At 66.2% G+C, this 26,152-nt stretch carries 19 protein-coding genes and 3 pseudogenes; 17 read left to right on the top strand and 5 right to left on the bottom strand.

The features are described from left to right. Positions 1 to 34: 34 nt before the first annotated feature. Complete coding sequence (locus tag ACHMXB_RS10285) at positions 35 to 967, top strand: N-acetylglucosamine kinase (protein WP_395405227.1); 933 nt, start codon at positions 35 to 37, stop codon at positions 965 to 967. Positions 968 to 989: 22 nt separating this feature from the next. Here ACHMXB_RS10285 and ACHMXB_RS10280 read toward each other — a convergent pair whose 3' ends face one another. Then, positions 990 to 2,033, bottom strand: coding sequence for a pirin family protein (locus ACHMXB_RS10280; RefSeq protein WP_395404975.1), 1,044 nt, complete (start codon positions 2,031 to 2,033; stop codon positions 990 to 992). A gap of 56 nt (positions 2,034 to 2,089) precedes the next feature. Here ACHMXB_RS10280 and ACHMXB_RS10275 point away from each other — a divergent pair, with 56 nt between their 5' ends. The 8 genes and pseudogenes from ACHMXB_RS10275 to ACHMXB_RS10240 all read left to right on the top strand — a co-directional run bounded on the left by ACHMXB_RS10275 (position 2,090) and on the right by ACHMXB_RS10240 (position 10,052). Beyond that, positions 2,090 to 2,551: an NUDIX hydrolase gene (locus tag ACHMXB_RS10275; protein ID WP_395404973.1), complete on the top strand. Its 462-nt coding sequence runs from the start codon at positions 2,090 to 2,092 to the stop codon at positions 2,549 to 2,551. Between the two features lie 398 nt (positions 2,552 to 2,949). Further along, positions 2,950 to 4,011 (top strand): ribosome small subunit-dependent GTPase A, encoded by a 1,062-nt coding sequence (gene rsgA, locus ACHMXB_RS10270; RefSeq protein WP_395405225.1) that lies wholly within the window; start codon positions 2,950 to 2,952, stop codon positions 4,009 to 4,011. A 267-nt stretch (positions 4,012 to 4,278) separates the two neighbouring features. Then, on the top strand, positions 4,279 to 5,367 hold the full coding sequence (locus ACHMXB_RS10265; RefSeq protein ID WP_395404971.1) for an ABC transporter ATP-binding protein: 1,089 nt from the start codon (positions 4,279 to 4,281) through the stop codon (positions 5,365 to 5,367). Continuing rightward, entirely contained in the window at positions 5,367 to 6,080 is a 714-nt protein-coding gene (locus ACHMXB_RS10260; RefSeq protein ID WP_395404969.1) for an ABC transporter permease, read from the top strand. The genes ACHMXB_RS10265 and ACHMXB_RS10260 overlap by 1 nt, the downstream gene beginning before the upstream one ends. Beyond that, positions 6,077 to 6,820 (top strand): ABC transporter permease, encoded by a 744-nt coding sequence (locus tag ACHMXB_RS10255; RefSeq protein ID WP_395404967.1) that lies wholly within the window; start codon positions 6,077 to 6,079, stop codon positions 6,818 to 6,820. Before ACHMXB_RS10260 ends, ACHMXB_RS10255 begins: the two co-directional genes overlap by 4 nt. Further along, a pseudogene (locus tag ACHMXB_RS10250) lies at positions 6,817 to 7,777 on the top strand (ABC transporter substrate-binding protein). The gene ACHMXB_RS10255 and the pseudogene ACHMXB_RS10250 overlap by 4 nt, the downstream one beginning before the upstream one ends. Positions 7,778 to 7,941: 164 nt before the next feature. Next, positions 7,942 to 9,162: a pyridoxal phosphate-dependent aminotransferase gene (locus ACHMXB_RS10245; protein ID WP_190604892.1), complete on the top strand. Its 1,221-nt coding sequence runs from the start codon at positions 7,942 to 7,944 to the stop codon at positions 9,160 to 9,162. Positions 9,163 to 9,197: 35 nt separating this feature from the next. Beyond that, positions 9,198 to 10,052, top strand: coding sequence for a PPK2 family polyphosphate kinase (locus ACHMXB_RS10240; protein ID WP_395404964.1), 855 nt, complete (start codon positions 9,198 to 9,200; stop codon positions 10,050 to 10,052). A gap of 51 nt (positions 10,053 to 10,103) precedes the next feature. On the opposite strand, the gene ACHMXB_RS10235 is transcribed toward ACHMXB_RS10240, so the two are convergent. Then, complete coding sequence (locus ACHMXB_RS10235) at positions 10,104 to 10,379, bottom strand: exodeoxyribonuclease VII small subunit (RefSeq protein ID WP_395404962.1); 276 nt, start codon at positions 10,377 to 10,379, stop codon at positions 10,104 to 10,106. A 79-nt stretch (positions 10,380 to 10,458) separates the two neighbouring features. Then, positions 10,459 to 11,760 (bottom strand): exodeoxyribonuclease VII large subunit, encoded by a 1,302-nt coding sequence (gene xseA, locus ACHMXB_RS10230; RefSeq protein ID WP_395404960.1) that lies wholly within the window; start codon positions 11,758 to 11,760, stop codon positions 10,459 to 10,461. A gap of 302 nt (positions 11,761 to 12,062) precedes the next feature. Here xseA and ACHMXB_RS10225 point away from each other — a divergent pair, with 302 nt between their 5' ends. Together ACHMXB_RS10225 and ACHMXB_RS10220 are read left to right on the top strand one after the other, a co-directional pair. Then, positions 12,063 to 12,911, top strand: coding sequence for a hypothetical protein (locus ACHMXB_RS10225; RefSeq protein ID WP_395404958.1), 849 nt, complete (start codon positions 12,063 to 12,065; stop codon positions 12,909 to 12,911). A 41-nt stretch (positions 12,912 to 12,952) separates the two neighbouring features. Next, positions 12,953 to 14,029, top strand: a complete 1,077-nt coding sequence (locus ACHMXB_RS10220) for a 4-hydroxy-3-methylbut-2-enyl diphosphate reductase (RefSeq protein WP_102973795.1) — start codon at positions 12,953 to 12,955, stop codon at positions 14,027 to 14,029. A 59-nt stretch (positions 14,030 to 14,088) separates the two neighbouring features. Here the strand turns inward: ACHMXB_RS10220 and ACHMXB_RS10215 are convergent. Continuing rightward, positions 14,089 to 15,340: pseudogene (locus tag ACHMXB_RS10215) on the bottom strand (DNA recombination protein RmuC). Positions 15,341 to 15,429: 89 nt separating this feature from the next. On the opposite strand from ACHMXB_RS10215, the pseudogene ychF reads away from it, so the two are divergent. The 4 genes and pseudogenes from ychF to ACHMXB_RS10195 all read left to right on the top strand — a co-directional run bounded on the left by ychF (position 15,430) and on the right by ACHMXB_RS10195 (position 21,472). Continuing rightward, positions 15,430 to 16,514, top strand: a pseudogene (ychF, locus tag ACHMXB_RS10210) (redox-regulated ATPase YchF). A gap of 326 nt (positions 16,515 to 16,840) precedes the next feature. Next, a complete protein-coding gene (locus tag ACHMXB_RS10205) occupies positions 16,841 to 18,619 on the top strand; it encodes an ABC transporter family substrate-binding protein (protein ID WP_395404955.1) in 1,779 nt (592 codons plus the stop codon). A 178-nt stretch (positions 18,620 to 18,797) separates the two neighbouring features. Beyond that, positions 18,798 to 20,339, top strand: a complete 1,542-nt coding sequence (locus tag ACHMXB_RS10200) for an ABC transporter permease (protein WP_395404953.1) — start codon at positions 18,798 to 18,800, stop codon at positions 20,337 to 20,339. Then, positions 20,336 to 21,472, top strand: a complete 1,137-nt coding sequence (locus ACHMXB_RS10195) for an ABC transporter permease (RefSeq protein WP_395404951.1) — start codon at positions 20,336 to 20,338, stop codon at positions 21,470 to 21,472. Before ACHMXB_RS10200 ends, ACHMXB_RS10195 begins: the two co-directional genes overlap by 4 nt. 43 nt (positions 21,473 to 21,515) lie before the next feature. Here the strand turns inward: ACHMXB_RS10195 and ACHMXB_RS10190 are convergent, their stop codons facing one another. Further along, positions 21,516 to 22,145 (bottom strand): PH domain-containing protein, encoded by a 630-nt coding sequence (locus ACHMXB_RS10190; RefSeq protein WP_395404949.1) that lies wholly within the window; start codon positions 22,143 to 22,145, stop codon positions 21,516 to 21,518. A 79-nt stretch (positions 22,146 to 22,224) separates the two neighbouring features. On the opposite strand from ACHMXB_RS10190, the gene ACHMXB_RS10185 reads away from it, so the two are divergent. After that, a complete protein-coding gene (locus ACHMXB_RS10185; protein ID WP_395404947.1) occupies positions 22,225 to 24,099 on the top strand; it encodes an ABC transporter ATP-binding protein in 1,875 nt (624 codons plus the stop codon). A 273-nt stretch (positions 24,100 to 24,372) separates the two neighbouring features. After that, a complete protein-coding gene (locus tag ACHMXB_RS10180) occupies positions 24,373 to 26,058 on the top strand; it encodes an ABC transporter substrate-binding protein (RefSeq protein ID WP_395404945.1) in 1,686 nt (561 codons plus the stop codon). The last annotated feature ends 94 nt before the right edge of the window (positions 26,059 to 26,152 follow it).

Genomic DNA, 26,152 nt, shown 5'->3' with positions numbered 1-26,152 from the left:
TGCTGTTTCGCCCAGCACGCTCCCGTCCAGTGAAATCCCGGCAGGCGAAGGCTCGGCCGCCGCAGGTTCCAGCACCGGCGGCGCCAACGACGTCGTGATTGGCCTCGACATCGGCGGCACCAAGACGCGGGGAGTCCGCTTCGAGCACGGGGAACCGGTGGCCGACCACAGCGTGGGAAGCGCCAACGTCCAGAACGTCAGCCGCGCGGAAGCCGCGGCGCACCTTGCCGAGCTTTTCGCCAAAATCGGCCGGGGGCCGGTGGCACAGGTCTACGCCGGCGCCGGCGGAATCGACACCGATGAGGACGCCGCCGCCCTGGCCGCCCTCATCGAACCGCACGCCCCGGGGGCCCGGATTACCGTGGTCCACGACTCCCGGCTCCTGCTGGCGGCCGGTGGCGCCAGCACCGGCGTCGCAGTCATCGCGGGCACCGGCTCGGCGGCCTGGGGCGCGAACGGGGACGGCGCCGAGGCGCGGGCCGGCGGCTGGGGCTACCTCCTCGGCGACGAAGGCAGCGGCTACTGGCTGGGCCGCGAGGCAGTCCGCCACAGCCTGCGGCGCATGAACCAGGGGCAGGAACCGGACGAGCTGACCCGTGCGCTCCTGGACTCCTGCCACACCGATGACCCGAACAGGCTGATCGCGCTGTTCCACTCCCCGGAGACCGGACGGCGCTTCTGGGCGCAGCGGGCCCGGCTGGTGGTGGAGGCCGCCGACGCCGGCCACAGCATCAGCCGCGACCTGATCGAGCAGGCGGGCAAGGACCTGGCGGAGATGGCCGCCCAGGTCTTGCAGCAGCTGAGGCTGGACGGTCCGGTCATCCTGGGCAGCGGCCTGGGCATGAACGTTGTCCGGCTGCAGGAGTCATTCCGGAAGCACCTGGCCGCAGCAGGAGTCAGCGACGTGCGGATCCTGGCGCAGGACCCTGTTTTCGGTGTCCCGCTGCTGGTCCGCGGCCAGCCCTGACACCGGGCCCTGACGCCGGGCCCTAGGACCGGGTCCGCGGCCTGAGCTTCACTCCGGGCAAGGGCGGCGCGGGGATCCTGCCTGCCTCGCGGCCCGCGTCCGGCCCGTGGCCGCGGACCAGCCCGAAGCGGGCACCTTCCGCGGCCGGGTCGGGCAGTTCGGCCTGGGCCTCCCAGTCCGCCCGCGCCTGGGCCACCTCCTCATGGGTCCTGCCCACGAAGTTCCACCACATCAGCAGCTCCTCCTGGAGCGGCTCCCCGCCGATCAGTACGAAGCGGGTTTCCGGCAGGGCGTCCACGGCCAGGACTTCGCGCCCGGCACCCAGGTAGCCCAGCGGTCCCGGGCCGATCTCCTGCCCGTCCACCGTCAGGCCGCCGTCGAGCACCAGGACGGCGTGCTCGAACGCCGGGTTCAGCGGGAAGGAGGAAGCGCCGCCGCAGCCGATGTCCGCGCCGACGATCGGCGTGTACATCGTGGCCGGCGAGGAAGCGCCGGCGAAGGTTCCCACCATCACGGTGGCCGTGAATCCCGGGCCATGAACCGTGGGCAGGGCACGGTGCTGCTCGAAGGCTGGCGGCCTGTCCCGTTCTCCGTCCGGCAACGCGACCCACAGCTGCAGCCCGCGCTGCAGCGGAAGCCCTGCACCGCCGTCGTCCGTTGCACCGTCCTCCAATGCCGGCAGCACGGCAAACTCGGAGTGCGAGACGCCGTGGCCCGCGGTCATGATGTTCAGCTCGCCCGGGCGGACAATGACGTCGCTGCCAACGCTGTCCCGGTGCCTGATCTGCCCGGCCAACGGCCACGTCACGGTCTGCAGCCCGGTGTGCGGGTGCGGCAGCACGGACATCGCCGTCCGGTCGGGGCCGAAGCTGTCCAGGAAGCACCAGGCACCCACCGTCGGCAGGCCGCGCTGGGGCAGGGTGCGGAGTACCGACATCGCGCGGACCCCGCCGAGCGGCACTTCGCGTGCCGGCCACAGCTGCAGGCAGGGCCCGGCTCCCGTCCCTGTGTCCGGGCCGGCGGGCGGGCAGGTTTCCTCCTGCGGGAGAAGCTCCAGATTCGTCACAGTCCCACTCTAGGACGGCCGCCTGTACGCGGGTAGCGCGGGGCTACGCTGGAACCATGAGCGTTCTCTTCGACACCCGCCCCGCCGCCTACGCGGTCATCATCCGCGACGGAGCCATCCTTCTGGCGTACTGGAAGCAGGACGGCAAGGAGGGCTGGACATTGCCCGGCGGCGGGTTGGACCTGGCCGAGCACCCCGTGGACGGCTGCATCCGTGAGGTCTTCGAGGAGACGGGGTATCACGCCGAAATCGGCGAGATGCTCGGGATCGACGTCGGTCACTGGCCGGCGGATGCGCGGCTGGACGGGGCAGACCGCGACTTCCAGGCCCTGCGCCTGGTCTATGAGGCGAGGGTGACGGGCGGGGAGCTCACCCACGAAACGAACGGCACCACCACACATGCCGCGTGGATTCCGCTGCAGGACGTCGGTTCGCTGAACAGGGTGTCCCTGGTTGACGCCGCGCTTCGGCTGTTCTCGGAGCGGCCGGTCAACGGCAAGCTGGATTCACGGGACTGAGGTTGCTGGACTGATTTCCCTGCCGCCGCCTGGTTGCCCTAGCCAGCCGGCTCCGCACTGGCTATTCTGGGGGAGTCCCCGGGCCTTCTGTCCGGCGGCGGCCACACTGGCATGAACGTCCGGCATGAACTTCGTACGGGGGAGGTGGACCTGATGATTGCAGAATTCGTGCGCGCTCCGCGCCTTCTCGAAGACACCTTCATCACTCCTGCCCCCGCTGCTGCCCACTCGTAGCCAGCCCAGCGCGCACAGCGTACTGCTTTGCCGGCCGGCGGCGCTTCGGGGCCAACCCGAGGTTCACAGTGAAAAATTCTTCCGGCACTCGTGCCAACCAGCTTCAAACCCAAACCCAAAACCCAACTCCTTTTCTGAACACTGATTTTCTATTCACCGAGCCCCTGCCCGGCCCAAGCCACTACGGCTTCACGGACGCCAAGGCGCAGCACTTCGCGGCCCATCCGGCCCGCGGCGCCGAGGCTGCAGCCCGCGTCGTCCGTGTGGACCGGAACCGGATCGTCGCGGCCACAGCCGACGGGCTGGTGCACCTGCCGTATCCGCCCGATGCCGTGCCGGCCACCGGCGACTGGGTCTGGCTCGGCCGCAACAGGGCTGCGGAACCGGCCGTCGTCGGGGTGCTTCCGCGCACGTCCGAGCTGAGCCGTAAACGTGCCTTCGACCCGTCCACGGAGGCGCAGGTCCTCGCCGCGAACATCGACATGGTGGGCGTGGTTGTTCCCGTCGACCGTCCGCTGAGCCACAACAGGCTCGAACGGACCCTGGTGGCCGTCTGGGATTCCGGCGCCGCCCCGCTGGTGATCATCACGAAGGCGGACCTGGCGGACATCGCCGACGACGTCGTCGGGAAGGTGATCCTACAGGCCGCCGGCGTGGACGTGGTGACCACGTCCGCGGAGCAGGGGGACGGCATCGATGAACTGCTCGCCAGGGTGCAGCCGGGGTGGACGCTCGCCCTGCTGGGCCCTTCCGGCACCGGGAAGTCCACCCTCATCAACGCGCTGGTGGGGCACCACGTCCAGTCCACCGGGGACGTGCGGGCCACCGACGGCAGGGGGCGGCACACCACGACGTCGCGGGAGCTGGTGCCGCTGCCCAACGGCGCCGTGCTGATGGACACTCCCGGTGTCCGCGGCTTCGGCCTGTTCGACGCCGAGGACGGCATGGAGGAGATGTTCGGCGACCTGCAGGTGCTCTTCGAGCAGTGCCGCTTCTCCGACTGCGCCCATGACCGGGAACCCGGGTGCGCCGTCCGCGCAGCGCTCGACGACGGGTCCCTCGAGGAGCGCCGGTGGGCCAGCTACGTCAAGCTCCAGCGCGAGCTCGCGGCCCTGGAACGGCGCCACGACGCTGCGGCAAGGAGGGCGTACCAGCGGGAATGGCACCAGAAGGTGGTGGTGGCCGGGCGGAGCCAGCGGGCCGCCGAACGCTACCGCCATTCCTAGGCTGGAGTTTTTGTCCGGATAATGGCTCCAAAAGCCCCCGGAGCGCCCATTATCTGGACAAAAACTCCTCCACCCATCCGGGCAGGGGAGGACGACGAATCAATCGTGTTTGTCTCCGAATGATCACGGTATCCGTGCCTGCGGCGGTTTTGCTTCGGGCACTGGTTACGCTGGGTCAAGACGCGCTTTACAGCCAAAAAACAGCATGCATATGATCAATTCGCTTTACCGTCCGATGTTGCCGCCCAACAGTAAGGTAAGCCGGGTATGGCCGAAGCCATGATTGAGTTCCAGAGCGTCACCAAGCAGTACCAGAGCGGCCAACCGGCGGTGGACCAGCTGAGCATGTCCATTGACCGGGGCTCCATCACGGTGTTCGTAGGACCATCAGGCTGCGGCAAGACCACCTCCCTGCGCATGATCAACCGGATGGTGGAGCCTACCTCCGGGACCATCACGGTGGGCGGGCGGGACGTCACTTCCGTGCCGGCGGCCGAGCTCCGGCGTTCCATGGGCTACGTGATGCAGTCCTCCGGGCTGATGCCGCACCGCTCCGTGGTGGACAACATCGCCACCGTGCCGAGACTCAACGGCGTGCCAAAAGCCGACGCCCGCAAGCGCGCGGAGGAACTGCTCGACGTCGTGGGGCTGGCCCCGTCGCTGGGCAAGCGGTACCCGTCGCAGCTCTCGGGCGGCCAGCAGCAGCGCGTCGGCGTGGCCCGGGCGCTCGCCGCCGACCCGCCGGTCCTCCTGATGGACGAACCCTTCAGCGCCGTGGATCCCGTGGTCCGCGACGAACTCCAGCAGGAACTCCTGCGCCTGCAGCGGGACCTGGCCAAGACCATCGTCTTTGTCACCCACGACATCGACGAGGCCACCGTGCTGGGCGACAAGGTGGCGGTCTTCGCCGTCGGCGGCAAGCTGGCGCAGTACGCCACCCCGGAGGAGATCCTCCGGGCACCGGCCAACGAGTTCGTGGCTTCCTTTGTGGGCCGGGACCGCGGGTTCCGGCACCTCGCGTTCACCACGGCCGACGGCGTCGCGGTCCATCCCGTGGACACGGTCACCCGGGGCGGGGATGCCGGTGCACATAGGGACACTTGGCGCCTCGTGGTGGATGACCAGCAGCGCCCGCTTGGCTGGGAAGGCCCCGGCCTCGACTCTCAGCTCATCCCCGGCGGCTCCCTGTTCCGGGCGGGCGACACCCTGCGCCGCGCCCTGGACGCCGCGCTGTCCTCGCCATCGGGGCTCGGCGTTGCCGTGGACGGCGACGGGAAGGTTGCCGGCGTCGTCAAGGGGCCGGAGGTTCTCGCCGTCATCGAATCCGCACGCCAGGTCCGGCAGGGCGCCCTCTGATGGAGTGGTTCCTGGCGAACAGCCCCATGGTCTTTGAACGGGCCGGCCAGCACCTGGTCCTGGCCCTGGTTCCGATGGTCCTGGGCCTGTTGATCTCCATCCCGCTGGCACAGTTTTCGCGGCGGCACAGCGCACTCCGCCAGCTCGTGGCCACTGTGAGCTCCCTGCTCTACACCATCCCGTCACTCGCGCTGTTCATCATCCTGCCGCCGCTGCTGGGGACCCGGATCCTCGACCCGCTGAACGTCATCGTCGCCCTGACCATCTACGCCGTGGCGCTGCTGGTGCGGGCTGCGATGGACGCCTTCGACTCCGTCGATGACGACCTCCGCCAGGCGGCCGTGGCCATGGGCTACAAGCCGGCCGCCCGGTTCCTGCACATCGACCTGCCGCTGTCCCTGCCCGTGATGTTCGCAGGCCTCCGCGTGGTGTCGGTGAGCAACATTTCGCTGGTGAGCGTCGCCGCCCTGCTGGGCGTGGGCAACCTCGGGATGCTGTTCACGGATGGGCTGCAGCGGAACTTCGTCACCGAAGTGGTGGTGGGGATTGTCGCCATCCTGCTGCTGGCAGTGGTGATGGACGCGCTGCTGGTCATCCTGGAACGGGTCCTCACGCCCTGGACCAGGGCCGGCTCCGTAAAAACAGACGCGCACGCACAGTCCGGTGCTGAATTCATCGCCGATGCCAAAGTCCACGCGGGGGCCGGCTCATGAACATCTTCACCGAAACGTTCGCCTGGCTCGCCGATCCCTTGCACTGGTCCGGTCCGGGCGGGATCCCCGTCCGCCTGCTCGAACACCTGCAGTACAGCTTCCTGGTCCTGATCATCGCCGCCGCCATCGCTGTCCCGGTCGGGCTCTACATCGGGCACACAGGCAGGGGCCGCGTGGTGGCCGTGGCCGTGGCCGGGGCCCTCCGGGCGCTGCCCACGCTCGGGCTCCTGGTGCTGTTCGCCCTCGTCGCCGGAAGCGGCCTCATGCCGCCGGTGTGGGCCCTGGTCATCCTTACGGTGCCGCCGCTGCTGGCCGGTACCTACGCCGGTATTTCCAGCGTGGATTCAAGCGTGGTGGACGCCGCCCGCGCCATGGGAATGAAAGAGCTTCAGGTTCTGTTCGGCGTGGAAGTTCCCAACGGGCTCCTGGTGATGTTCGGCGGCATCCGCACCGCCGTGCTGCAGGTGATAGCCACCGTGTCGGTTGTGGCCTACCTTCCGCTCGGCGGCCTGGGACGCTACCTGTTCGACGGCCTGGTGCTCCAGGACTTCCCGCGGATGCTGGCAGGTTCGCTCCTTATCGCGGCGCTGGCGATCGTCGTCGACCTTGTCCTGGCGGCCGTGCAGCGGCTGGTCGTTTCACCGGGGCTTTCCGTACGTTCCAAAGGCGGCCGCAAGGCCGTCACCGATCTCTCGGCTGCCGCGCCCGCGGCTGCCGCTGTTCAAGGAGGCACCGCATGAAGCACCCCGTCCGCACGACTCTTACCCGCCGTGGCCTGGGCGGCCTCGCCGCCGGTGTCGGCGTCGCCCTCGCCCTGTCCGCCTGCAGCAGCGGCAATCCGCTGAGTTCCCCCAGCACGAGCGCAACCGGGGGGCGCCACCTCCGGCGGTTCCCTCGTCGTCGGCTCAGCGGACTTCCCGGAGAGCCAGATCATCGCCGAGATCTACGCCGGTGCCCTGAGCGCGGCCGGAGTCACCGCCACCACCAAGCCGAACATCGGCTCGCGGGAGATCTACTTCAAGGCGGTGCAGGACGGGTCGGTGGACGTTGTTCCGGACTACTCCGGCAACCTGCTGTCCCACGTCGACGCGCAGGCTGCCGAGGTCACGCCGGAGGACATTTATAAGGCTCTTCCGGGCAAACTGCCGCAGGGACTGGCCGTGCTTGAGCCGTCCAAGGCAGAGGACAAGGACGCCATGGTGGTCACCAAGGCCACCGCCGAAAAGTACCAGCTGAAGTCGATCGAGGACCTGGCCAAGGTCTGCAAGGACCTGACCATGGCTGCGCCGGCTACGTTTGAAACCCGGTCCTACGGGTTCCCGGGGCTCAAGAAGAATTACAACTGCGAGCTCAAGGCGCTAAAGCCCTTCAGCGACGGCGGCGGCAACCTGACCCTGCAGGCGCTCCTGAGCGACGAGGTCCAGGTGGCCGACATCTTCACCACCACGCCGTCCATCGCCGACAACGACCTCGTTGTGCTGGAGGACCCGAAGAACAACTTCAAGGCCCAGCAGGTGCTGCCGCTCTACAACGACGCCAAGGTGACGGATAAGGCCAAGGAGGCACTCAACAACGTCTCCAAGACCCTCACCACGGAGGACCTGATCAACCTCAACCGTGCTGTGAGCGGAAGCCAGAAGCAGAACGCCAAGGACGCGGCCGCTGCGTGGCTCAAGGACAAGGGCATCGTCAAGTAGGCCCTGTGGCTCACTAGGAAAGTACGACGGCGGCTGCCGGTTCCGCGGGGACCGGCAGCCGCCGTCGGCGTTAAGTCGGGGACGAGGTGGCGGCGGTTATCCGGTCAACAGTGTGTGAGGCACGTCTCCCCGGAAGTACATCCCGCTTGTGGCATATTTGATGAATGGCAGAATTCAAGCAGTCCACCAAGCTTCATAATGTCCTCTACGACATCCGTGGACCGATTCTTCAGGCCGCCCAGCAGATGGAGGCAGAGGGTCACCGCATCCTCAAACTGAACATCGGCAACCCCGCACCCTTCGGGTTTGAAGCGCCGGACGCGATCCTGGTGGACATGATCCGCCACCTGCCCCACGCCCAGGGATACAGCGATTCCCGCGGCATTTTCTCCGCCCGCACCGCCGTCTCGCAGTACTACCAGACGCGCGGCATCCAGAGCATCCACGTGGACGACATCTACCTGGGCAACGGCGTCAGCGAACTCATCACGATGTCGCTGATGGCGCTGCTTGAAGAGGGCGACGAGATCCTGATCCCCACCCCGGACTATCCGCTGTGGACCGCCTCGGTGGCGCTGGCCGGCGGCCGTCCGGTGCACTACCTCTGCGACGAGGAGTCCGGCTGGCAGCCCGACCTGGAGGACCTCGAGGCCAAGATTACGCCCCGGACCAAGGGCATCGTGGTCATCAACCCGAACAACCCCACCGGCGCCGTGTACCCGGAAAGCACGCTGCGCAAGATCGTCGCGCTGGCGGAGAAGCACGGGCTGGCGATTTTCGCCGACGAGATCTACGAGAAGATCCTCTATGAGGACGCCGTGCATGTGAACATGGCCGCGCTCACCGGCGACGACGTGCTGTGCCTGACGTTCAGCGGGTTGTCCAAGGCCTACCGCGTCTGCGGCTACCGGGCGGGCTGGATGGCCATCTCCGGGCCCAAGAAGGAGGCCGCGGACTACCTCGAAGGCATCAATCTGCTGGCCAACATGAGGCTCTGCGCCAATGTCCCGGCCCAGCACGCCATTCAGACCGCCCTGGGCGGATACCAGAGCATCAACGACCTCATCCTTCCTGGCGGGCGGCTGCTGGAACAGCGCAACAAGGCCTACGACATGCTCAACGCCATCCCCGGCGTCAGCACCCAGCAGGCGCGGGGAGCCCTCTACCTGTTCCCCAAGCTGGACCCGGAGGTCTACGACATCCGGGACGACGAAAAGTTTGTCCTGGACCTGCTCAAGGAACAGAAGATCCTGGTTTCCCACGGCCGGGCATTCAACTGGGTCCGGCCTGACCACTTCCGGATGGTGACCCTGCCCAACGTCAAGGACATTGAGGAGGCAATTGGCCGGATGGGAGACTTCCTCAGCAGGTATCAGGGGAACTAGCCTTTACCCACAGACAACCGTGGAAAGAGGACCCGATGGCCGGCGTTGTGGAATTCACCAAGCTCCCCTCAGAAACTTTGAAAGTGGGCAAGGGCTTCAAGCTGGCCGACGTTGACCCGGATGCCACCCAAGGTTACCCGGGGAACAAGGCCGACGGCGAGGCGCTTCTCGAGGAGCTGGACGCAAAGCTCGCGGAGCTTCAGGAGAAGCTGTTTGCCGAGTCCAAGTTTGGCGGCACCAAGCGCGTCCTCCTGATCCTGCAGGGAATGGATACCGCCGGCAAGGGCGGAATCGTGAAGCACGTGCTGGGCGCCATGGATCCGCAGGGTGTCCAGTTCAAGTCCTTCAAGGCCCCCACGCCCGAGGAACGCGCCTACGACTTTCTGTGGCGCATCGAAAGGGAAGTCCCCGGCGCTGGCATGCTGGGTGTCTTTGACCGGTCCCACTACGAGGACGTCCTGATCCACCGGGTTCACCGCTGGGCTGACCCGAAGGAGCTTGAACGCCGCTACCGGGCGATCAACGAGTTCGAGGCCAGGCAGGTGGCGGTGGGCACGAAGGTGGTCAAGGTCATGCTGCACATCAGCAATGACGAGCAAAAAGAACGGCTGCTGGCCCGGCTGGACAATCCCGCCAAGCACTGGAAATACAACACCGAGGATTTGAAACAGCGCGCCTTCTGGGACGACTACATGGCCGCCTACCAGGCTGCCTTCGACGAAACCAACTCCGAGCATGCTCCCTGGTACGTCGTTCCTGCAAGCAAGAAGTGGTACGCGCGCATCGCCGTGCAGCAACTGTTGCTGGAGGGACTCGGCGAGCTCGAACTGGAGTGGCCCAAGGCCGAGTTCGACGTTGAAGCCGAGCGCCGCCTCGTCGAGCGGTCCTGACCAGGCCGGGCTGTCCTCAGGGCGCTAACCTCCGGCTGGATCCCGCCTGCGCTAGCTGTCCTTGCGGGCAGCTGCGAGCCTCTTCCGGGCGCCTTCGAGCCATTCCTCGCAGCGCCGGGCCAAGGCCTCGCCCCGTTCCCAGAGAGCCAGGGAGTCCTCGAGGCTGGTCCCGCCGGCCTCGAGCTTGGAGACCACTGCCACCAGCTGTTCCCGTGCTTCCTCATAGCTGAGGGCATCGATATCCGGGGGAAGTGCGGGGCCCGACTGGGCTGCGCCATTCTGTTCCGTGCTGTGAGGCTGGTCTGTATTGATGGTCGGATCTGTCATGGTTACTGGCCTGTCATATAGGTGGTGCTGTCATTCGATGCTGGCGTCATTTGACGTGCTGGTTCAGATGCGTCCCGGCTCATGAGGCGCCCGTGGATTCCGCGCCGAACCGCCCGCCGGCCACCCTGACCGCGAGTGGTGTTCCCGCAGGGGCCTGGGACGGCTGGCGGACAACGGCCCCGCCGGCGCCGGAAAGCTGCACCACGGCGTAACCGCGGTCCAGGGTCTGCTGCGGTGACAATGCCCGGACCTGCGCCTGGAGGTGGATCAGCTGGTCGGAAGCCCTCGTCACGGCGGCACTGATGGCCGCCGTGGACCGGCGGGCCAGCCGTTCCACATCGTCCGCGCGCGCCGTGATCATGCTCTCCGGGGCCGCGAGGACCGGACGGGACCGGATCGCCGCCAGGCGGTCCGCTTCCCTGGCCACCAGCAGCGTCACCGAGCGGCGCAGTTGGGCTTCAGCCTGCCGGACCCGGGCAAGTTCCTCCGAAACTTCAGGCACGATCCGCTTGGCCGCGTCCGTGGGCGTCGAGGCCCGGAGGTCGGCGACGTCGTCCAGGATGGGCCGGTCCGCCTCATGCCCGATGGCGCTGACCACCGGAGTCACCGCGGCCGCCACGGCGCGGATGAGTTCCTCACTGCTGAACGGCAGCAGGTCCTCCAGAGCGCCGCCGCCGCGGGCGATGACGATCACGTCCACCTCGGGCCGGGCATCGAGTTCGCGCAGCGCCTTGACCATCTGGGATACGGCGGTGTTGCCCTGCACGGCGACCTCGCGGATCTCGAATTCGACCGCCGGCCAGCGCAGGGCAGCGTTGCGCAGGACGTCCTTCTTGGCATCGGAATCGCGGCCCGTGATGAGCCCGATCCGATGGGGGAGCAGGGGCAGGCGCTTTTTCCGCGACTCGGCGAACAGTCCTTCAGCGGCCAGGGCATGGCGGAGCCGTTCGATCCGCGCGAGGAGATCGCCCAGTCCCACAGGGCGGATGTCCTTCACGGACATGTTCAGGCGACCGGTCTTCAGCCAGAACTCGGCCTTGAGCAGGGCCACCACCCGGCTTCCGCGCTCAAGCGGCGTCTCCTGCCGGTCGAGCAGTTTGGACCAGATGGAAGCGGGCAGTGAGATCTCGGCGTCCACATCCCGGAGGGTGAGGAACGCACTGCCGCCGCGCCGGTTGAGTTCGATGACCTGCCCTTCAACCCAGGCTGCCGGAGCCCGCTCGATGTGGGTCTTGAGCTTCTGGGAGAGCAACTGCAGCGGCCACGGGTTGTCCGGGCTCGTCTCGGCGGCGGTGGCAGGCACCGTGCTGGGGCCAGAGGCAGCGCCGGGGCCGGCTGCAGGGGCCGTGCCGGGTACGGGGACGGTGGCATTTTCAGCCATGTGCAGCCCCGTTAGCGGCGAATGCCAGTTGCATGGTCGCGGTCCTTTGCCTGTGGATGGTGCGTGCGCGGTGGGTCAATCAACTCTATCCATAGCTGTATCACCGGGCTGCGACATTGTTGATAACGCGGCATTTGCCGGGACTGCTTATGACCCGGCAGACTAGGTGGTCCGGCATTTTGGTCTCTGGCATCTTCGCCTGCACTATTTTTTCGATAGCGGGACGGCGCGCCTAGGATTGCAGTGACCTGCCACCAGCCAGGCACCCGACCAGCCGAGAAACCCGACCAGCTAGGAACCCCTTGCGCTCATTTCTTACGGCCTTGGCCGTCATCCTTGGTCTTCTCCTCTCCGCCGCCGCCGTTCCGGCCATCTGGGTGGACCGCAACATCGTGCAGGAAGATGGCTTCGTAGCCTTGGCGGCACCGCTGGGCAAGGATCCGGACTTCCAGAAGCGCCTGGCGACCGCCGCCGTCAACAGCATTGATACCGGCGGCACCATCCCGGCGCAGGTGGCCGAACTGGTCCGGCCGGTGCTGGAAAAGGCGGCAACCTCACTCACCGGGCTGCCCGAGTACCCGGCCGCCTGGGAACAGACGCTGCGAAAGAGCCACCGGCTCAACTTCGCCGATCCGGCATCGCTTCCTCCCGAAGCTGACTCCAGCACCTCGCTGACCCTGGATGTGGCCCCGCTCGTCGCCCTCGCGGCCAAGCAGATTTCCAGCCAGGTCGGTGTTCCGCTGGAAGCCCCGGGCCAGACCTTGGTGAGCATCGGCCAGACGAACCAGCGCCAGCTCGTTGAACGGGTTTCGGCTTACTCACCCCTGGGATACAGCCTGGCCGCCGGTGCCGGGGTAGCGTTCCTCCTGGCCCTCGTGACCGCCCGCCGGCGGTGGAAAGTCCCGGCCGGGATCGGAGCGGGCGCACTGGTGCTTTCCGGACTGTGGACGCTGGCGTCCCGGTGGGCCGCCGACGCCGTGATGGGCACCGCGAGCGGAAACGAAATGGCAGACCTGTTCAAGCGGGAGTTCGTTGCGGCTTCCGCTGCCGGGTTTGCGTCCTGGACGCTGGCGGCGGCGATCGTCGGTGTGCTTCTGGTGGCGGCAGGCCTGCTGCTCCGGCTGGTCGGCGGTCCTGCCCGCGGACGATGAGCATGCCCGGATGCCAGCGGCCCAGCCGGTAGCATGGAGCAATGACTTCCTCTGCAGTTTCCCTTTCGATGCCAACCGTCCCGCGCCGGCGGCGCTCGCCGGAGGAAGTGCTCGCGGCGGCACCGGTCCCGGGCCCGAAGCGGGTTCTGCTGGCGGCTCCCCGCGGATACTGCGCGGGTGTTGACCGCGCGGTCATCGCCGTCGAAAAGGCCCTGCAGCACTACGGACCGCCGGTCTACGTCCGGAAACAGATCGTCCATAACGTGCATGTGGTCAGCTCCCTTGAGGAGCAGGGCGCCATCTTCGTCGACGAAACTGACGAAGTGCCCGAGGGTGCGCTGGTCATCTTCTCGGCCCACGGAGTGTCCCCGGCTGTGGTCCAGTCCGCAGAGGACCGCGGACTGCGCACCATCGATGCCACATGCCCCCTCGTGACCAAGGTCCACAAGGAAGCCGTCCGCTTCGCCAAGGACGACTTCGACATCCTCCTGATCGGCCACGACGGCCACGAAGAGGTTGAAGGAACGGCCGGCGAAGCTCCCGAACACATCCAGATCATCAACGGCCCCCATGAGGTGGACAAGGTGACGGTACGGGATCCCGAAAAGGTCATCTGGCTTTCGCAGACCACGCTCAGCGTGGACGAGACCATGGAGACCGTCCGGCTGCTCAAGGACCGGTTCCCCACGCTCCAGGATCCGCCCAGCGACGACATCTGCTACGCCACGACCAACCGCCAGGTGGCCATCAAGAAGATCGCGCCCCAGGCCGATCTGGTGATTGTGGTCGGTTCGGCCAACTCCTCCAACTCCGTCCGGCTCGTCGAGGTGGCGCTCGAGTACGGCGCCAAGGCTTCGTACCGGGTTGACTTCGCCAACGAGGTGGATGAGTCCTGGTTCGAGGGTGTGGCCACGGTAGGCGTGACCTCTGGCGCGTCCGTTCCGGAGGTCCTGGTCAAGGACGTGCTCCGGCTCCTGGCCGACTACGGCTACGACGCCGTCGAGGAAATTGTGACTGCGGAGGAAGACCTGCTCTTCTCCCTGCCGAAGGAGCTCCGCGCCACGCTCAAGGAAGCGGGGGACGTATCCCGCGCCCTCGGCGGACGCCGCTCGCGCTAGCAGCGCTAACGCACGACGCCGGAACTCACCTTGAGTTCCGGCGTCGTGCGTTTGGCGCTTTAAGCGGCGTCCTCTTCCTCCACGGCCGCCCGCAGCTCGGCGGCTCCCGGCTCCGTGGCCTGCAGTTCCGGGGCTGCGAGGGACCGCGGCGTGACCTGCACGGCCGGAGGCGTGACCAGCCCGCTGGCGTCCAGCGCGTTCAGTTTCCGCGCCGTGGGAAGCACCCGCGCCTCCAGCGTGCCCACCATCGCGTTGTAGCGGTCCACCGAGCTTTTCAGCGAGGCTCCCAGCTTGCCGACATTGTCCCCGAGCGTGCCCATCCGCTCGTACAGCTGCCGGGCAAGTTCGAAGAGCTCCCGTGCACTGTCCGTGAGAACGTCCTGGCGCCACGTGAACGCCACGGATTTGAGTACCGCGAGCAGTGTGCCGGGGGAGGCAAGCACCACATTCCTGGACAGGGCGTGATCCAGGAGCGCGGGATCCGCGGAGAGGGCGGCGGCGAGGATGGACTCGGCCGGGACGAAACAGATCACCAGCTCCGGCGAGTTCCCCGAAATGTCCCAGTACTTCTTGGTGCTGAGGGCGTCCACGTGGGACTTCAGCGCCTTGGCGTGTGCCGCCATGAGGTTTTGCAATGCCGCCTGGCTGAGCCCGGGCTTGTCGCCGGCTGACTGCCCCAGCTCCTGCGCCTCAAGGTAGGCGGACAGGGGGGACCTTGGCGTCGACAACGAGCTGCTTGTCGCCCGGCAGCTGGACCACAAGGTCCGGGCGGACGGCGGCCTCGGCGCCTGACGTGCCCTGCTGCTGCTCATGGAAATCGACATGACGCATCATGCCGGCCGCCTCCACAACACGGCGCAGCTGCACTTCGCCCCACTGGCCGCGCGCGCTGTTCGACCGGAGCGCCGACTCGAGGGCATGCGTGGACCGCATCAGCTGCTCGTCCGTCAGGCGGGCTTCCTGCAGCTGCTGGGCCAGCTGCCCGTACTGTTCGAGCCGGTCGCGTTCCAACAGGGCTACCTGCTGCTGCACCGCCGTCAGCTTCTCGGCCACCGGCGCCAGGGCCCGCAGTACGCTTCCATCCTGCTCACGCGACATGCCCAGCTCCCGGTTCTGGGCCGACAGGAGCCTCCGTTCTGCATCGGCGGCGGCAAACTGGGCGCTGACTTCGGAAAGCCGCGCAGAAACGCCGTCGAAATCCGCTTCTACGGCGGCGCTCCGCCGGCGCAACACCACGTATACCGCGCCGGCGCCGGATACGGCGCCCAGCAACAGCATCAAAAGGGCCAGAATGACTGCAAAAGGTTCCATGCCTTCACTGTGGCATGGGGCTGTGACATTTCTCGGAAGGCAGCAGCCCGGCACGGTAGGCGGGGGCCGAACAGGTAGAATCAATGTCCGTGGCTCTTACTATTGGCATCGTCGGACTGCCCAACGTCGGCAAATCAACTCTTTTCAACGCACTGACCCGCAACCAGGTCCTGGCCGCGAACTACCCGTTCGCCACCATCGAACCCAATGTCGGCGTCGTGAACCTGCCCGACCCCAGGCTCCAGCAGCTCGCCGGGATCTTCGGCTCGCAGCGCGTACTGCCCGCGGCTGTCTCCTTTGTAGACATCGCCGGCATCGTCAAGGGTGCCTCGGAAGGGGAAGGCCTGGGCAACCAGTTCCTCGCCAACATCCGTGAGGCGGAAGCCATCGCCGAGGTGGTGCGCGTCTTCGACGACCCGACGTCATCCACGTCGACGGCAAGGTCGACCCCCGCTCCGACATGGAAACCATCAACACCGAGCTGATCCTCGCCGATCTGCAGACCATCGAGAAGGCCATTCCCCGGATCGAAAAAGAGGTCAAGATCAAGAAGCGGGAGGCCGCGGAACTCGCTGCCATCAAGGCCGCGCAGGTCGTGCTTGAGCGCGGCGACACGATCTACTCCTCCGTCACGAGCGACAAGCTGGAGATGGAGCACCTCAAGGAGCTCAGCCTTCTGACGGCCAAGCCCTTCATCTACGTGTTCAACGCGGACGAAGGAATCCTCGGCAGCGAGGAGAAGCAGGCCGAGCTGCGCGCCATGGTGGCGCCAGCCGACTGCATCTTCCTTGACGCCAAGCTCGAGTCCGACCTCGTGGAACTGGACGAGGCCGAGGCGCGCGAAATGCTCGAGATGAACGGGCAGGACGAATCCGGGCTGGACCAGCTGGCCCGCGTCGGGTTTCACACGCTGGGGCTGCAGACCTACCTCACGGCCGGGCCCAAGGAGGCGCGCGCCTGGACCATCCACCAGGGCGACACCGCCCCGCAGGCAGCCGGCGTCATCCACTCCGATTTCCAGCGCGGCTTCATCAAGGCGGAGGTTGTCTCCTTCGAGGACCTCATCGACGCCGGTTCCATGGCGGAGGCCAAATCGCGCGGCAAGGTCCGCATTGAAGGCAAGGAATACGTCATGTCCGACGGCGACGTGGTGGAATTCCGCTTCAACGTATGAGTATGCGCTGAGGTACTCAGTGATTGAGTATTAACGGCAAAAAGCCCCGGTCTTCTGGACCGGGGCTTTTTCTGTGATTGACTCCTCTACCCTCCGCGCAACACGGCGTCAAGGAAAAAGGGCGCGAACTTTTCGCCTGGCAACAGCTTGGTTGCATCTCGATAACAACCTTTACTGAGGGACAACTTTCGGACCGTACGGGGCGGGTTCGGGTCTAGGCTACTTGTCATGTGAGACTCGCCACATCTCACTGGGGGGATGTAGCGGGTCTGGCCAGCGCCCACGGCGAAGGTCTTTTCCACACTCACAGAAACATAGGAGGCGGAATGCGAGTCAGTCGTATTTCCAAAGCAGTAGGCGTTGCAGCCGCGGCTGCATTGGCGCTCAGCGCCTGCGCGAGCACCAATGGCGGGACAACCCCGTCCAGTAATGCGGCCGGCAAGCAGGGGGGAACAGCCACTGTAGTTGAGGTCAACGCGTTCAACACCTTCAACCCCAACACGGCCGACGGCAACACCGACATCAACTCGAAGGTCAGCTACGCCACACACTCCGGGTTCTACTACATCGACAATCAGCTGAACATTGTCCACAACGACAAATTCGGCAAGATGGAAAAGACGTCCGACGATCCGCTGACCGTCAAGTACACCATCAACGAAGGCGTGAAGTGGTCGGACGGGACGCCCGTCACCGCGGCTGACCTGCTCCTGCAGTGGGCAGCCTTCTCCGGGTACTACAACGACGCCGACGCCGACGGCAAGGCGGGAACGTCCTACTTCTCCTACGCCGGCGATCCCACGGGCCTGGCCCTCACCGATTTCCCCGAAATCGGCGACAACAACCGCTCCATGACCATCAAGTACTCCAAGCCGTTCGCTGACTGGGAGATCGCACTGGGCGGACCGGGCATCGACATCCCGGCCCACGTCCTGGCCAAGAAGGCCGGGCTGGCAGACACGCAGGCCTTCATCGACCACCTCAAGGGCATGCCCCGCGGCGACGCCAAGGCACCCAAGGCCGCTGACGCCAAGCTCAAGGCCATGTCCGACATGTGGAACACCGGCTTCGACTCCAAGACCCTGCCAAGCGATCCGAGCCTGTTCCTCTCCAACGGCCCCTTCGTTGTCCAGAGCATCAACCAGGACCAGTCCCTGACCATGGTCCGCAACAAGGACTACAACTGGGGCCCCGAGGCCAAGCTGGACGAGATCACCGTCCGCTACATCGGGTCCTCCCCGGCCCAGGTCCAGGCACTGAAGAACGGCGAAGCCGACATCATCGCCCCGCAGGCTTCTGCTGACACCCTCGATCAGCTCAAGGCACTCGAGAGCCAGGGCGTCACGGTCGAACAGGGCAACCAGCTCTCCTACGACCACATCGACCTGAACTACTCGGGACCCTTCGCCGAAAAGAGTGTCCGTGAGGCATTCATGAAGACGGTTCCGCGCAAGGACATCGTCGACAAGATCATCAAAAAGCTCGACCCCGAGGCAAAGCCCCTGGATTCCCAGCTGTTCGTTCCCGCGCAGCCCGCTTACGACGCCTCCGCACAGGGCAACGGATCCTCGGCCTATGCGGACGCTGATGTTGACGGCGCCAAGAAGCTCCTGAACGGTGCGACCCCCGAGGTCCGCATTATGTACAACAAGGACAACCCGAACCGTGTGGACGCGTTCTCGCTCATCCGCGAGTCCGCAACCAAGGCCGGCTTCAAGATCGTCGACGGCGGACTTGGGGCCTCTGACTGGGGCAAGGCCCTCGGCAAGGGCGGCTACGACGCCACGATTTTCGGCTGGATCAACCCGGGCGTCGGAGTCTCCGGAGTGCCGCAGATCTTCCGCACCGGCAACGGTTCCAACTTCAACAAGTTCAGCGATCCTGAAGCCGACAAGCTCATGGACGAACTCATTGTGACGACTGACCGCAGCAAGCAGGATGACCTGTCCAAGCAGATCGACAAGAAGATCTGGGACTCGGCCTACGGCCTCCCGCTGTTCCAGTCCGTTGGCGTTGACGCCTACAGCGACCGCATCACCGGCGTGAAGTTCATGCCCAACCAGACCGGCGTCTGGTGGAACTTCTGGGAGTGGGCCGAGAAGTAAGCCCGTGCCACGAAGTGCTACTAGCTAGGTGAGGCGCCGGGACCATGCACCACGGTCCCGGCGCCTTGCAGCGCCATCTCCCGGCAGTGCCTGTGTTGGCAGCACAAGCAGTAAGGCGCCGCCAAACCTGCGACCGGTCCGGGCAATCCCTGGGCCCGAATCCTGAGGTTCTATCACAATGGTGACCTACATAGTCCGGCGGCTTGTCACCGCCGCACTCATCCTTTTGGGCGCGTCCTTCCTGGTGTATCTGCTGACCGCCGCATCAGGCGACCCGCTCGCAGAGTTCCGTGCCAGCAGCGCGCCGAACAAGCAGCAGCTGATGGACTCGAGATCCGCGCTGCTGGACCTCGATACGCCGGCGCCCGTGCGGTATTTCAAATGGCTCGGCGGCGCGGCCCAGTGCCTGGTGCCCTTCACCGGATCCTGCAATCTTGGCAAGAACATCGCCGGCCAGCCCATTACGGACGCCCTCGGCCATGCACTCATTCAGACCCTGACGCTTGTCACCGGGGCCGCCGTCCTGGCCATCCTGGTGGGCATCACGCTGGGCATCATCACCGCCCTGCGGCAGTACAGCACGCTGGATTACGGCGTGACCTTCATGGCCTTCCTGTTCTTCTCCCTGCCGATCTTCTGGGTGGCCGTCCTGCTCAAGGAATTCGGCGCCATCGGCTTCAACAACTTCCTCCGCAACCCGGAGATTCCGCTGCCGGTCTCTTTCGGCGTCGGCGCCGTCCTGGGTGCCGTGGCCGTGATCGTGGCCGGTGGCGATGCCAAACGCAAGGCATTGACCGGCGCCATCGTCTTCGCCGCTGTCGCCGCGGTCCTCATCTACTTCTCGGTCACTCTTTGGTTCAAGACACCCGGCCTGGGCCCGGTGGTGATCACCATCGCCGGTGTGGGCATCGCCTTCGCCGTGACTCTGCTGACCGCCGGCCTGCGGAACCGCAAGGCACTGCAGTCCGCCCTGATTGCCGTGGGCGTGGGGCTGGTCCTCTACTTCGTAGTCCAGCCTCTGCTGAACCAGGCCACGTTCCTGATGGTTGTGCTGCTGGCGGTTGCCGCGGTCCTCATCGGCATGGCCATCGGCTACTTCATGGGCGGCTACGACCGCGGACAGTCCATGCGCGCGGCCGCCATCACGTCCTTCCTGGTGGGTTTCCTCATCGTGCTGGACCGTTTCATGCAGGCCTGGCCCGCGTACTTCAACAACAGCAGGGTCCGTGGGCGCCCGATCGCCACCATCGGCGCCGGCACACCGAACATCGAAGGCGACTTCTGGATCCTCGGCCTGGATTCCTTCACGCACCTGATCCTCCCCACCACGGCGCTCATCCTCATCTCACTCGCCGGCTACACCCGGTTCACCCGTGCCTCCATGCTGGAGATCATGAACATGGACTACATCCGGACTGCGCGGGCCAAAGGCCTGTCGGAACGGATCGTAGTCATGCGCCACGCGTTCCGGAACGCTCTCATCCCGGTGGCCACCATCGTCGCGTTCGACATCGGCGGGCTGATCGGCGGCGCGGTCATCACCGAGACGGTCTTCTCCGTCCGGGGCATGGGGTTCCTGTTCCTGGACGGCATCCTGCACGTTGACCCAAATCCCGTCATGGGCGTCTTCATTTGCGTCGCCATCACGGCCATGGCGTTCAACCTCATCGCGGACCTCGCCTACTCCGCACTGGATCCACGAGTAAGGGTTAAAGCATGAGCCAGCCCAGCCAGCAGGACGAAATCATGGCGGAGGAGGCCGGCCTGCGGCAGGAAGCTGCCGGGATCGAGCCTGTCACTGAAGCCCGGGGCCTGAGCCAGGGCCAGATTGTCCGCAAGAGGTTTCTTGGCCATTCCGGCGCCATCGTCGGCCTTGTGGTCTTCGCCGTCATCTTCGTCATGGCCTTCACGTCCGTGGGCTACGCCGGGATCCCGGGTTGGTGGAAGTACACCCATGAGGCCGTCTCGCCGCTGGTCAACGACGGCGCTCCCACGGCGTCGCTGTGGCCCCCGGCGTGGGGAGAGCACCCCTTCGGCCAGGATCGGATCGGGCGCGACCTCTTCGCCATGACCATGCGCGGTGCCCAGCAGTCCATCACCATCATGGTGGTCATCGGCCTGATCGCCGGCCTGGTCGGCGTGGTTGTCGGGGCGCTGTCCGGCTACTTCCGAGGCTGGATGGAAGCCGTCCTGATGAGGCTCACCGACGTCATCATCATTGTCCCCGCACTGCTCCTGGCGGCCGTCATGGCGCAGCTGGCAGGACGTCGGGATGAAGGCAGCTGGTTTGCGTCCTTCGCCAGCAGCAACGGTGTCCTCGCGCTCGGCATCTTCCTGGGGCTGATCAGCTGGGTAGGCCTGGCGAGGCTCATGCGCGGCGAGTTCCTCACGCTGCGGGAGCGCGAGTTCGTCGACGCGGCGCGGATTTCCGGGGCCAGCAACGCCCGGATCATCTTCAAGCACATCCTGCCCAACGCAGTGGGCGTGCTGATCGTCAACGTCACCCTCACCATGTCGGCGGCGATCCTTACGGAAACGGCCCTCAGCTACCTCGGCGTCGGCGTCAAGTCCCCGGACACCTCGCTGGGCCTGCTCATCTCGCAGAACCAGGAAGCCTTCGCCACCCGACCCTGGCTGTTCTGGTTCCCCGGACTGTTTATCGTCCTGATCTGCCTCAGCATCAACTTCATTGGCGACGGCCTGCGGGACGCCTTCGACCCGAGGCAAAAGAAGTTCAACGCCAAGAAGGCCAGGGACGCCGAAGCCGCCGTTCCCGAGAAGACGCCCGTGGCGGCCCTGGACAGCAGTGCTGATGAGGGCGGCCCGACCGCCGGCGGGGACAGGGGAGCCTGACGTGCTGCTGCGACGCCGCGGGCGGGTGCAGCGCTCTGCCTGCCTACAGAACGGCCACGCTCCAGTAGCTCAGCCCGAGAAGGATCAGGGTCGCGGCCGCTTCGCGCCAGCGGAACTTCACGCTGACCGGAGTGGCCTCGGCTGCTCCGGCATCAAGGAGTCCCGATTCGACCAGCTGCTGCCAGCGTCCGCGGACCAGCTGCGCGGCCTGCCCCGAGTCGGTGCTCTTGAGGTCGCCGGGGCGGACGGAGTTCCCCGGCCCGTACGTGCTGTCCGGCAGTCCTCGGAGGTCCTCCGGGCGGGCGTTTCGTCCGCCCCAGATGCCGGGGGCGGGAGCCGCCCAGGCCCCGTAGCTTCGCCCGGGCGTGACAAGGGTCAGCGCGTACCGGGTGTCCACCTGGACCAGCGCCGCCCACGGCACCGTGATGGCTCGGAACGGATTTTCTATGGTGACGCCGGTGTCGTGGACAACCACCGCCGGACGCCAGAACAGCAGCCAGCCCAGGTAGGCGATGAGCAGCAGCGGCGCCGCGCCGGTCAGGGCGGGGACTCCGCCAGCCACCACCAGGCCGGCCAGCCCGGCGGCCGCCACAAACCACGAGAAACCGGCAAACCATTTGTTGGTGCGCGCCTTGAAGATCGCGGCGTTTCCGGCATGCGGCACTGTGCTCATGCCCCCGATAATTCAGTATTCCCGGCCGGAGCACGAATCTCAGCTGCTCCGCTGACCCGGGTGGAAGGAAAACCCCCACATGTCTGACTACATCAGCCCTGACCGCCCGTCGCAGGATCCGCTGGAGCCGGAATCCATTGAGCCCGGCGCCGGACGGCCTAGGGCAGACGGGAAGGGTTCCGTCGTCCTCGAAGTGCGGGACCTCAGCGTCGACTTCGGCGTGGAAAAGAAGTGGGTGCCGGCCGCAATCGGACTTAACTATGAGGTCCGCGCCGGCGAGGTCCTGGCCATCGTGGGGGAGTCCGGCTCGGGCAAGAGCGCCAGCTCCATGGCGCTGCTGGGCCTGCTGCCCAGCAACAGCAGGGTGTCCGGGAGCGTCAGGCTCTCCGGCAGGGAGCTGCTGGGGGCGGATGCGGCCAACCTCCGCAGTGTCCGTGGCAAGGACGTGGCCGTCATCTTCCAAGAGCCCATGACCGCGCTGAACCCGGTCTACACGGTCGGTGCGCAGATCGTTGAGACGGTGCGGCTTCACAACGAAGTCTCTCCGGACCAGGCCAAGGAGCGCGCGCTGCGGATGCTGGAGCTGGTGGAGCTGCCGGACCCGGTGAAGGCGTTCAGGTCCTATCCGCACCAGTTGTCCGGCGGCCAGCGTCAGCGTGCCATGATCGCCCAATCGCTGTCCTGCGATCCCAAGCTGCTGATCGCCGATGAGCCCACCACGGCCCTGGACGTCACGGTGCAGGCGGAGATCCTGGACCTGATGCGGAACCTGCGCAACAAGCTGGACAGCGCCATCGTCCTGATCACCCACGACATGGGCGTCGTGGCGGACCTGGCGGACCGGATCGCCGTCATGCGCAGGGGCCTGATCGTGGAGACTGGCACCGCCGAGCAGATCTTCCACAACCCCCAGCACCCCTACACACAGGCGCTGCTTGCGGCCGTGCCGCACCTCGGTCAGGGCGGAGCGGACGCCGCGCCGGACGTCGACGTGACGGCGGCGCTGGCAGCGGCCACCCATGCCGAGCTTGACTCCGTTGACCACGACGAACTGGTCCGGCGCGAGCGGGAGAACGCGGCGGCGCTGGCGGCCGCCGAGTCCAGGGGACCGGTGGGGGAACCGGTCCTGGAGCTGACCGACGTCGCCATCGAGTACCCGAAGCAGGGCCGTGTGCCGGCCTTCCGCGCCGTCGAGGGGGCCAACCTGACCATCCACCCCGGGCAGGTGGTGGGCCTCGTGGGGGAGTCGGGGTCGGGCAAGACCACCATCGGGCGCGCCGCCGTTGGACTGCTGCCGGTGGCTGCCGGAACGATGCGTGTTGTGGGGGAGGACATCTCCGCTGCCAAGAAGAACGGCAAGCAGCTGCACCAGGTGCGCCGCCACATCGGCATGGTGTTCCAGGACCCGTCCTCGTCCCTGAATCCGCGCCTGCCCATCGGCGAAAGCATCGGCGAGCCGATGTACCTTGCCGGCGTGGCGAAAGGCGCCGACCTGCAGAAGCGCATCGAGGCGCTGCTGGACCAGGTGGAGCTGCCGCGGAACTATCGGAACAGGTACCCGCACGAGCTGTCCGGCGGGCAGAAACAGCGCGTCGGCATCGCCCGGGCACTCTCGCTCAAGCCCAAGCTCATGGTGGCGGACGAGCCGACGTCTGCGCTCGACGTGTCCGTGCAGGCCAAGGTCCTGGAGCTGTTCCAGAACCTTCAGCGCGAGCTCGGGTTCGCCTGCCTGTTCGTCACCCACGACCTCGCCGTCGTGGACGTGCTGGCAGACCGCATCTGCGTCATGCAGCGCGGCCGCATCGTGGAGCAGGGCTCCCGCGACCAGATCCTGCGGAACCCGCAGGAGGCCTACACACAGCGGCTGCTGGCCGCCGTGCCGCTGCCGGACCCGGAAAGGCAGCGCGAGCGCCGGGAACTGCGGGCACAGCTGCTGGCCACCGGAACGGAGTAGCGCGGCGGAGTTGCGGGGGAACCGGGCCACGTCGCCCGGAGTGGGCCAGATCACAAATCAGGGCATGATACCAGCGAGTAACTTACGCCTTAAATCGTCCGGCGTGTCCAACCCTGCCCGGTCACGGTTTGGCAACGGCGTACCACTATCTGGACGTTATGCGGTTAGGCTTCATGCTTGTGTTGCCCACGTCACAGACCAACTTTTGTGTCCTGGGCCTCGGGGATACACCTGACTCCCCACCACTCTCTCCCACAACTCCTAGGAGGCGGAATGCGTTTTGCGCGCACTTCCAAAGCATTGGGCATGGTGGCAATCGCCGCCCTTGCCCTGTCCGCTTGCGGTGCCGGAGGCGGCACCAGCAACGGTTCCGGCAGCGCTGCCGGTGATCCCAACAAAATCATCACGGCCTACAGCAACGAGCCGCAGAACGCGCTGCTGCCGGCCAACACCAACGAGGTCTACGGCGGCCGCGTCGTGGAGCTGCTGTTCGAAGGCCTTCGCGCCTACGACGCCAACGGCAAGCCGGTCGACGCGCTGGCTGAATCCATCGAGTCCCCGGACGGCCAGAACTACACCATCAAGGTCAAGACCGGCACCAAGTTCAGCAACGGCGAGGAAGTCACGGCCAAGAGCTTCGTTGACGCGTGGAACTTCGCGGCGTTGAGCACCAACCTGCAGAACAACGGCACATTCTTCGAGTCGGTCGAAGGCTACGCCGACGTCAGTGCCGTCAAGACCGAAAAGGGCGCCGACGGCAAGGAAAAGGACATTCCGGCCCCCACCGCCAAGACCATGTCCGGCCTTGTCCTGAAGGACGACTCCACCATCCAGGTCAAGCTCAGCCAGCCTGAGGCGGACTGGCCGCTGCGCCTCGGCTACTCGGCGTTCTACCCGCTGCCCTCAGAGGCGATGAAGGACCCGAAAAAGTTCGGTGAAAACCCCGTCGGCAACGGCCCGTACAAGCTCGCCAAAGAAGGCGCCTGGGTCCACGACCAGTCCATCTCCCTGGTCAAAAACGCGGACTACAGCGGTCCCCGCGCGGCCAAGAACGGCGGTGTGACCTTCAAGTTCTACACCGACCCGGGGCCCGCCTACACCGACATCCAGGCCAACAACCTTGATGTGACGGACGTGCTTCCCACCAACGCGCTGCGGACATACGAGACCGACTTCCCGGAGAACCACCTGAACAAGGCCTACGCCGGGAACGCCACGCTGAACATTCCGGTCTACAACCCCAACTTCCAGGGTGAGGCCGGCAAGCTGCGCCGCCAGGCGCTGTCCATGGCCATCAACCGCGAAGAAATCACGAAGGTGATCTTCAACGGGACGCGCATCCCGGCGAAGGATTTCACCGCCCCGGTCATCGACGGCTACAACGAGAACGTTGCCGGCTCCGAGTTCCTCAAGTTCGACGCCGCCAAGGCCAAGGACCTGTGGGCCAAGGCTGAGGCCATCAAGCCGTACGACGCCTCCAAGCGGCTTCAGCTGGCGTACAACACCGACGGCGGCAACAAGGAATGGATCGACGCGGTCGCCAACAACATCAAGAACAACCTGGGCATCCAGGCCGAGGGCCAGCCGTTCGCGAAGTTCGCCGAGATCCTGAACCTGCGCAAGTCCAAGACCCTTCCCGGCCTGACCCGTGCCGGGTGGCAGGCAGACTACCCGTCGCTGTATAACTTCCTCGGCCCGCTCCTGAAGACCGGCTCCAGCTCTAACTACGAGGGCTACTCGAACCCTGCGTTCGACAAGCTCCTCACGGAGGGCCTGGGCGCGAAGTCCACCGACGACGCCAACAAGAAGTTTAGCCAGGCGCAGGAAGTGCTTTTCAAGGACCTGCCCAACCTGCCCCTCTGGTACCAGGCCCGCCAGGCCGTTTGGAGCCAGAACGTCACCAACGTGGACAGCGGCTGGAACGGCGTGCTCCAGTACTACAACATCACCGCCAAGTAGTCCCTGGAACCACCCAAATCAGTCAGCGCGTGGGGGTCCGGCCCAAGATGCCGGGCCCCCATGTGCCATGAACCAGCATGAAAGCTGCCCCATG

The sequence above is a fragment of the Arthrobacter sp. UC242_113 genome, from assembly GCF_044054585.1.
Taxonomy (GTDB): Bacteria; Actinomycetota; Actinomycetes; order Actinomycetales; family Micrococcaceae; genus Arthrobacter.
This window is presented reverse-complemented; position numbering and strand designations above follow the sequence as displayed.

Coding starts and splice junctions, on each gene's coding strand:
- ACHMXB_RS10275 (WP_395404973.1), top strand. CDS start 2,090: ATGAGCGTTCTCTTCGACACCCGCCCCGCCGCCTACGCGGTCATCATC.
- ACHMXB_RS10265 (WP_395404971.1), top strand. CDS start 4,279: ATGGCCGAAGCCATGATTGAGTTCCAGAGCGTCACCAAGCAGTACCAG.
- ACHMXB_RS10260 (WP_395404969.1), top strand. CDS start 5,367: ATGGAGTGGTTCCTGGCGAACAGCCCCATGGTCTTTGAACGGGCCGGC.
- ACHMXB_RS10255 (WP_395404967.1), top strand. CDS start 6,077: ATGAACATCTTCACCGAAACGTTCGCCTGGCTCGCCGATCCCTTGCAC.
- ACHMXB_RS10245 (WP_190604892.1), top strand. CDS start 7,942: ATGGCAGAATTCAAGCAGTCCACCAAGCTTCATAATGTCCTCTACGAC.
- ACHMXB_RS10240 (WP_395404964.1), top strand. CDS start 9,198: ATGGCCGGCGTTGTGGAATTCACCAAGCTCCCCTCAGAAACTTTGAAA.
- ACHMXB_RS10235 (WP_395404962.1), bottom strand. CDS start 10,379: ATGACAGATCCGACCATCAATACAGACCAGCCTCACAGCACGGAACAG.
- xseA (WP_395404960.1), bottom strand. CDS start 11,760: ATGGCTGAAAATGCCACCGTCCCCGTACCCGGCACGGCCCCTGCAGCC.
- ACHMXB_RS10220 (WP_102973795.1), top strand. CDS start 12,953: ATGACTTCCTCTGCAGTTTCCCTTTCGATGCCAACCGTCCCGCGCCGG.
- ACHMXB_RS10205 (WP_395404955.1), top strand. CDS start 16,841: ATGCGAGTCAGTCGTATTTCCAAAGCAGTAGGCGTTGCAGCCGCGGCT.
- ACHMXB_RS10200 (WP_395404953.1), top strand. CDS start 18,798: ATGGTGACCTACATAGTCCGGCGGCTTGTCACCGCCGCACTCATCCTT.
- ACHMXB_RS10195 (WP_395404951.1), top strand. CDS start 20,336: ATGAGCCAGCCCAGCCAGCAGGACGAAATCATGGCGGAGGAGGCCGGC.
- ACHMXB_RS10190 (WP_395404949.1), bottom strand. CDS start 22,145: ATGAGCACAGTGCCGCATGCCGGAAACGCCGCGATCTTCAAGGCGCGC.
- ACHMXB_RS10185 (WP_395404947.1), top strand. CDS start 22,225: ATGTCTGACTACATCAGCCCTGACCGCCCGTCGCAGGATCCGCTGGAG.
- ACHMXB_RS10180 (WP_395404945.1), top strand. CDS start 24,373: ATGCGTTTTGCGCGCACTTCCAAAGCATTGGGCATGGTGGCAATCGCC.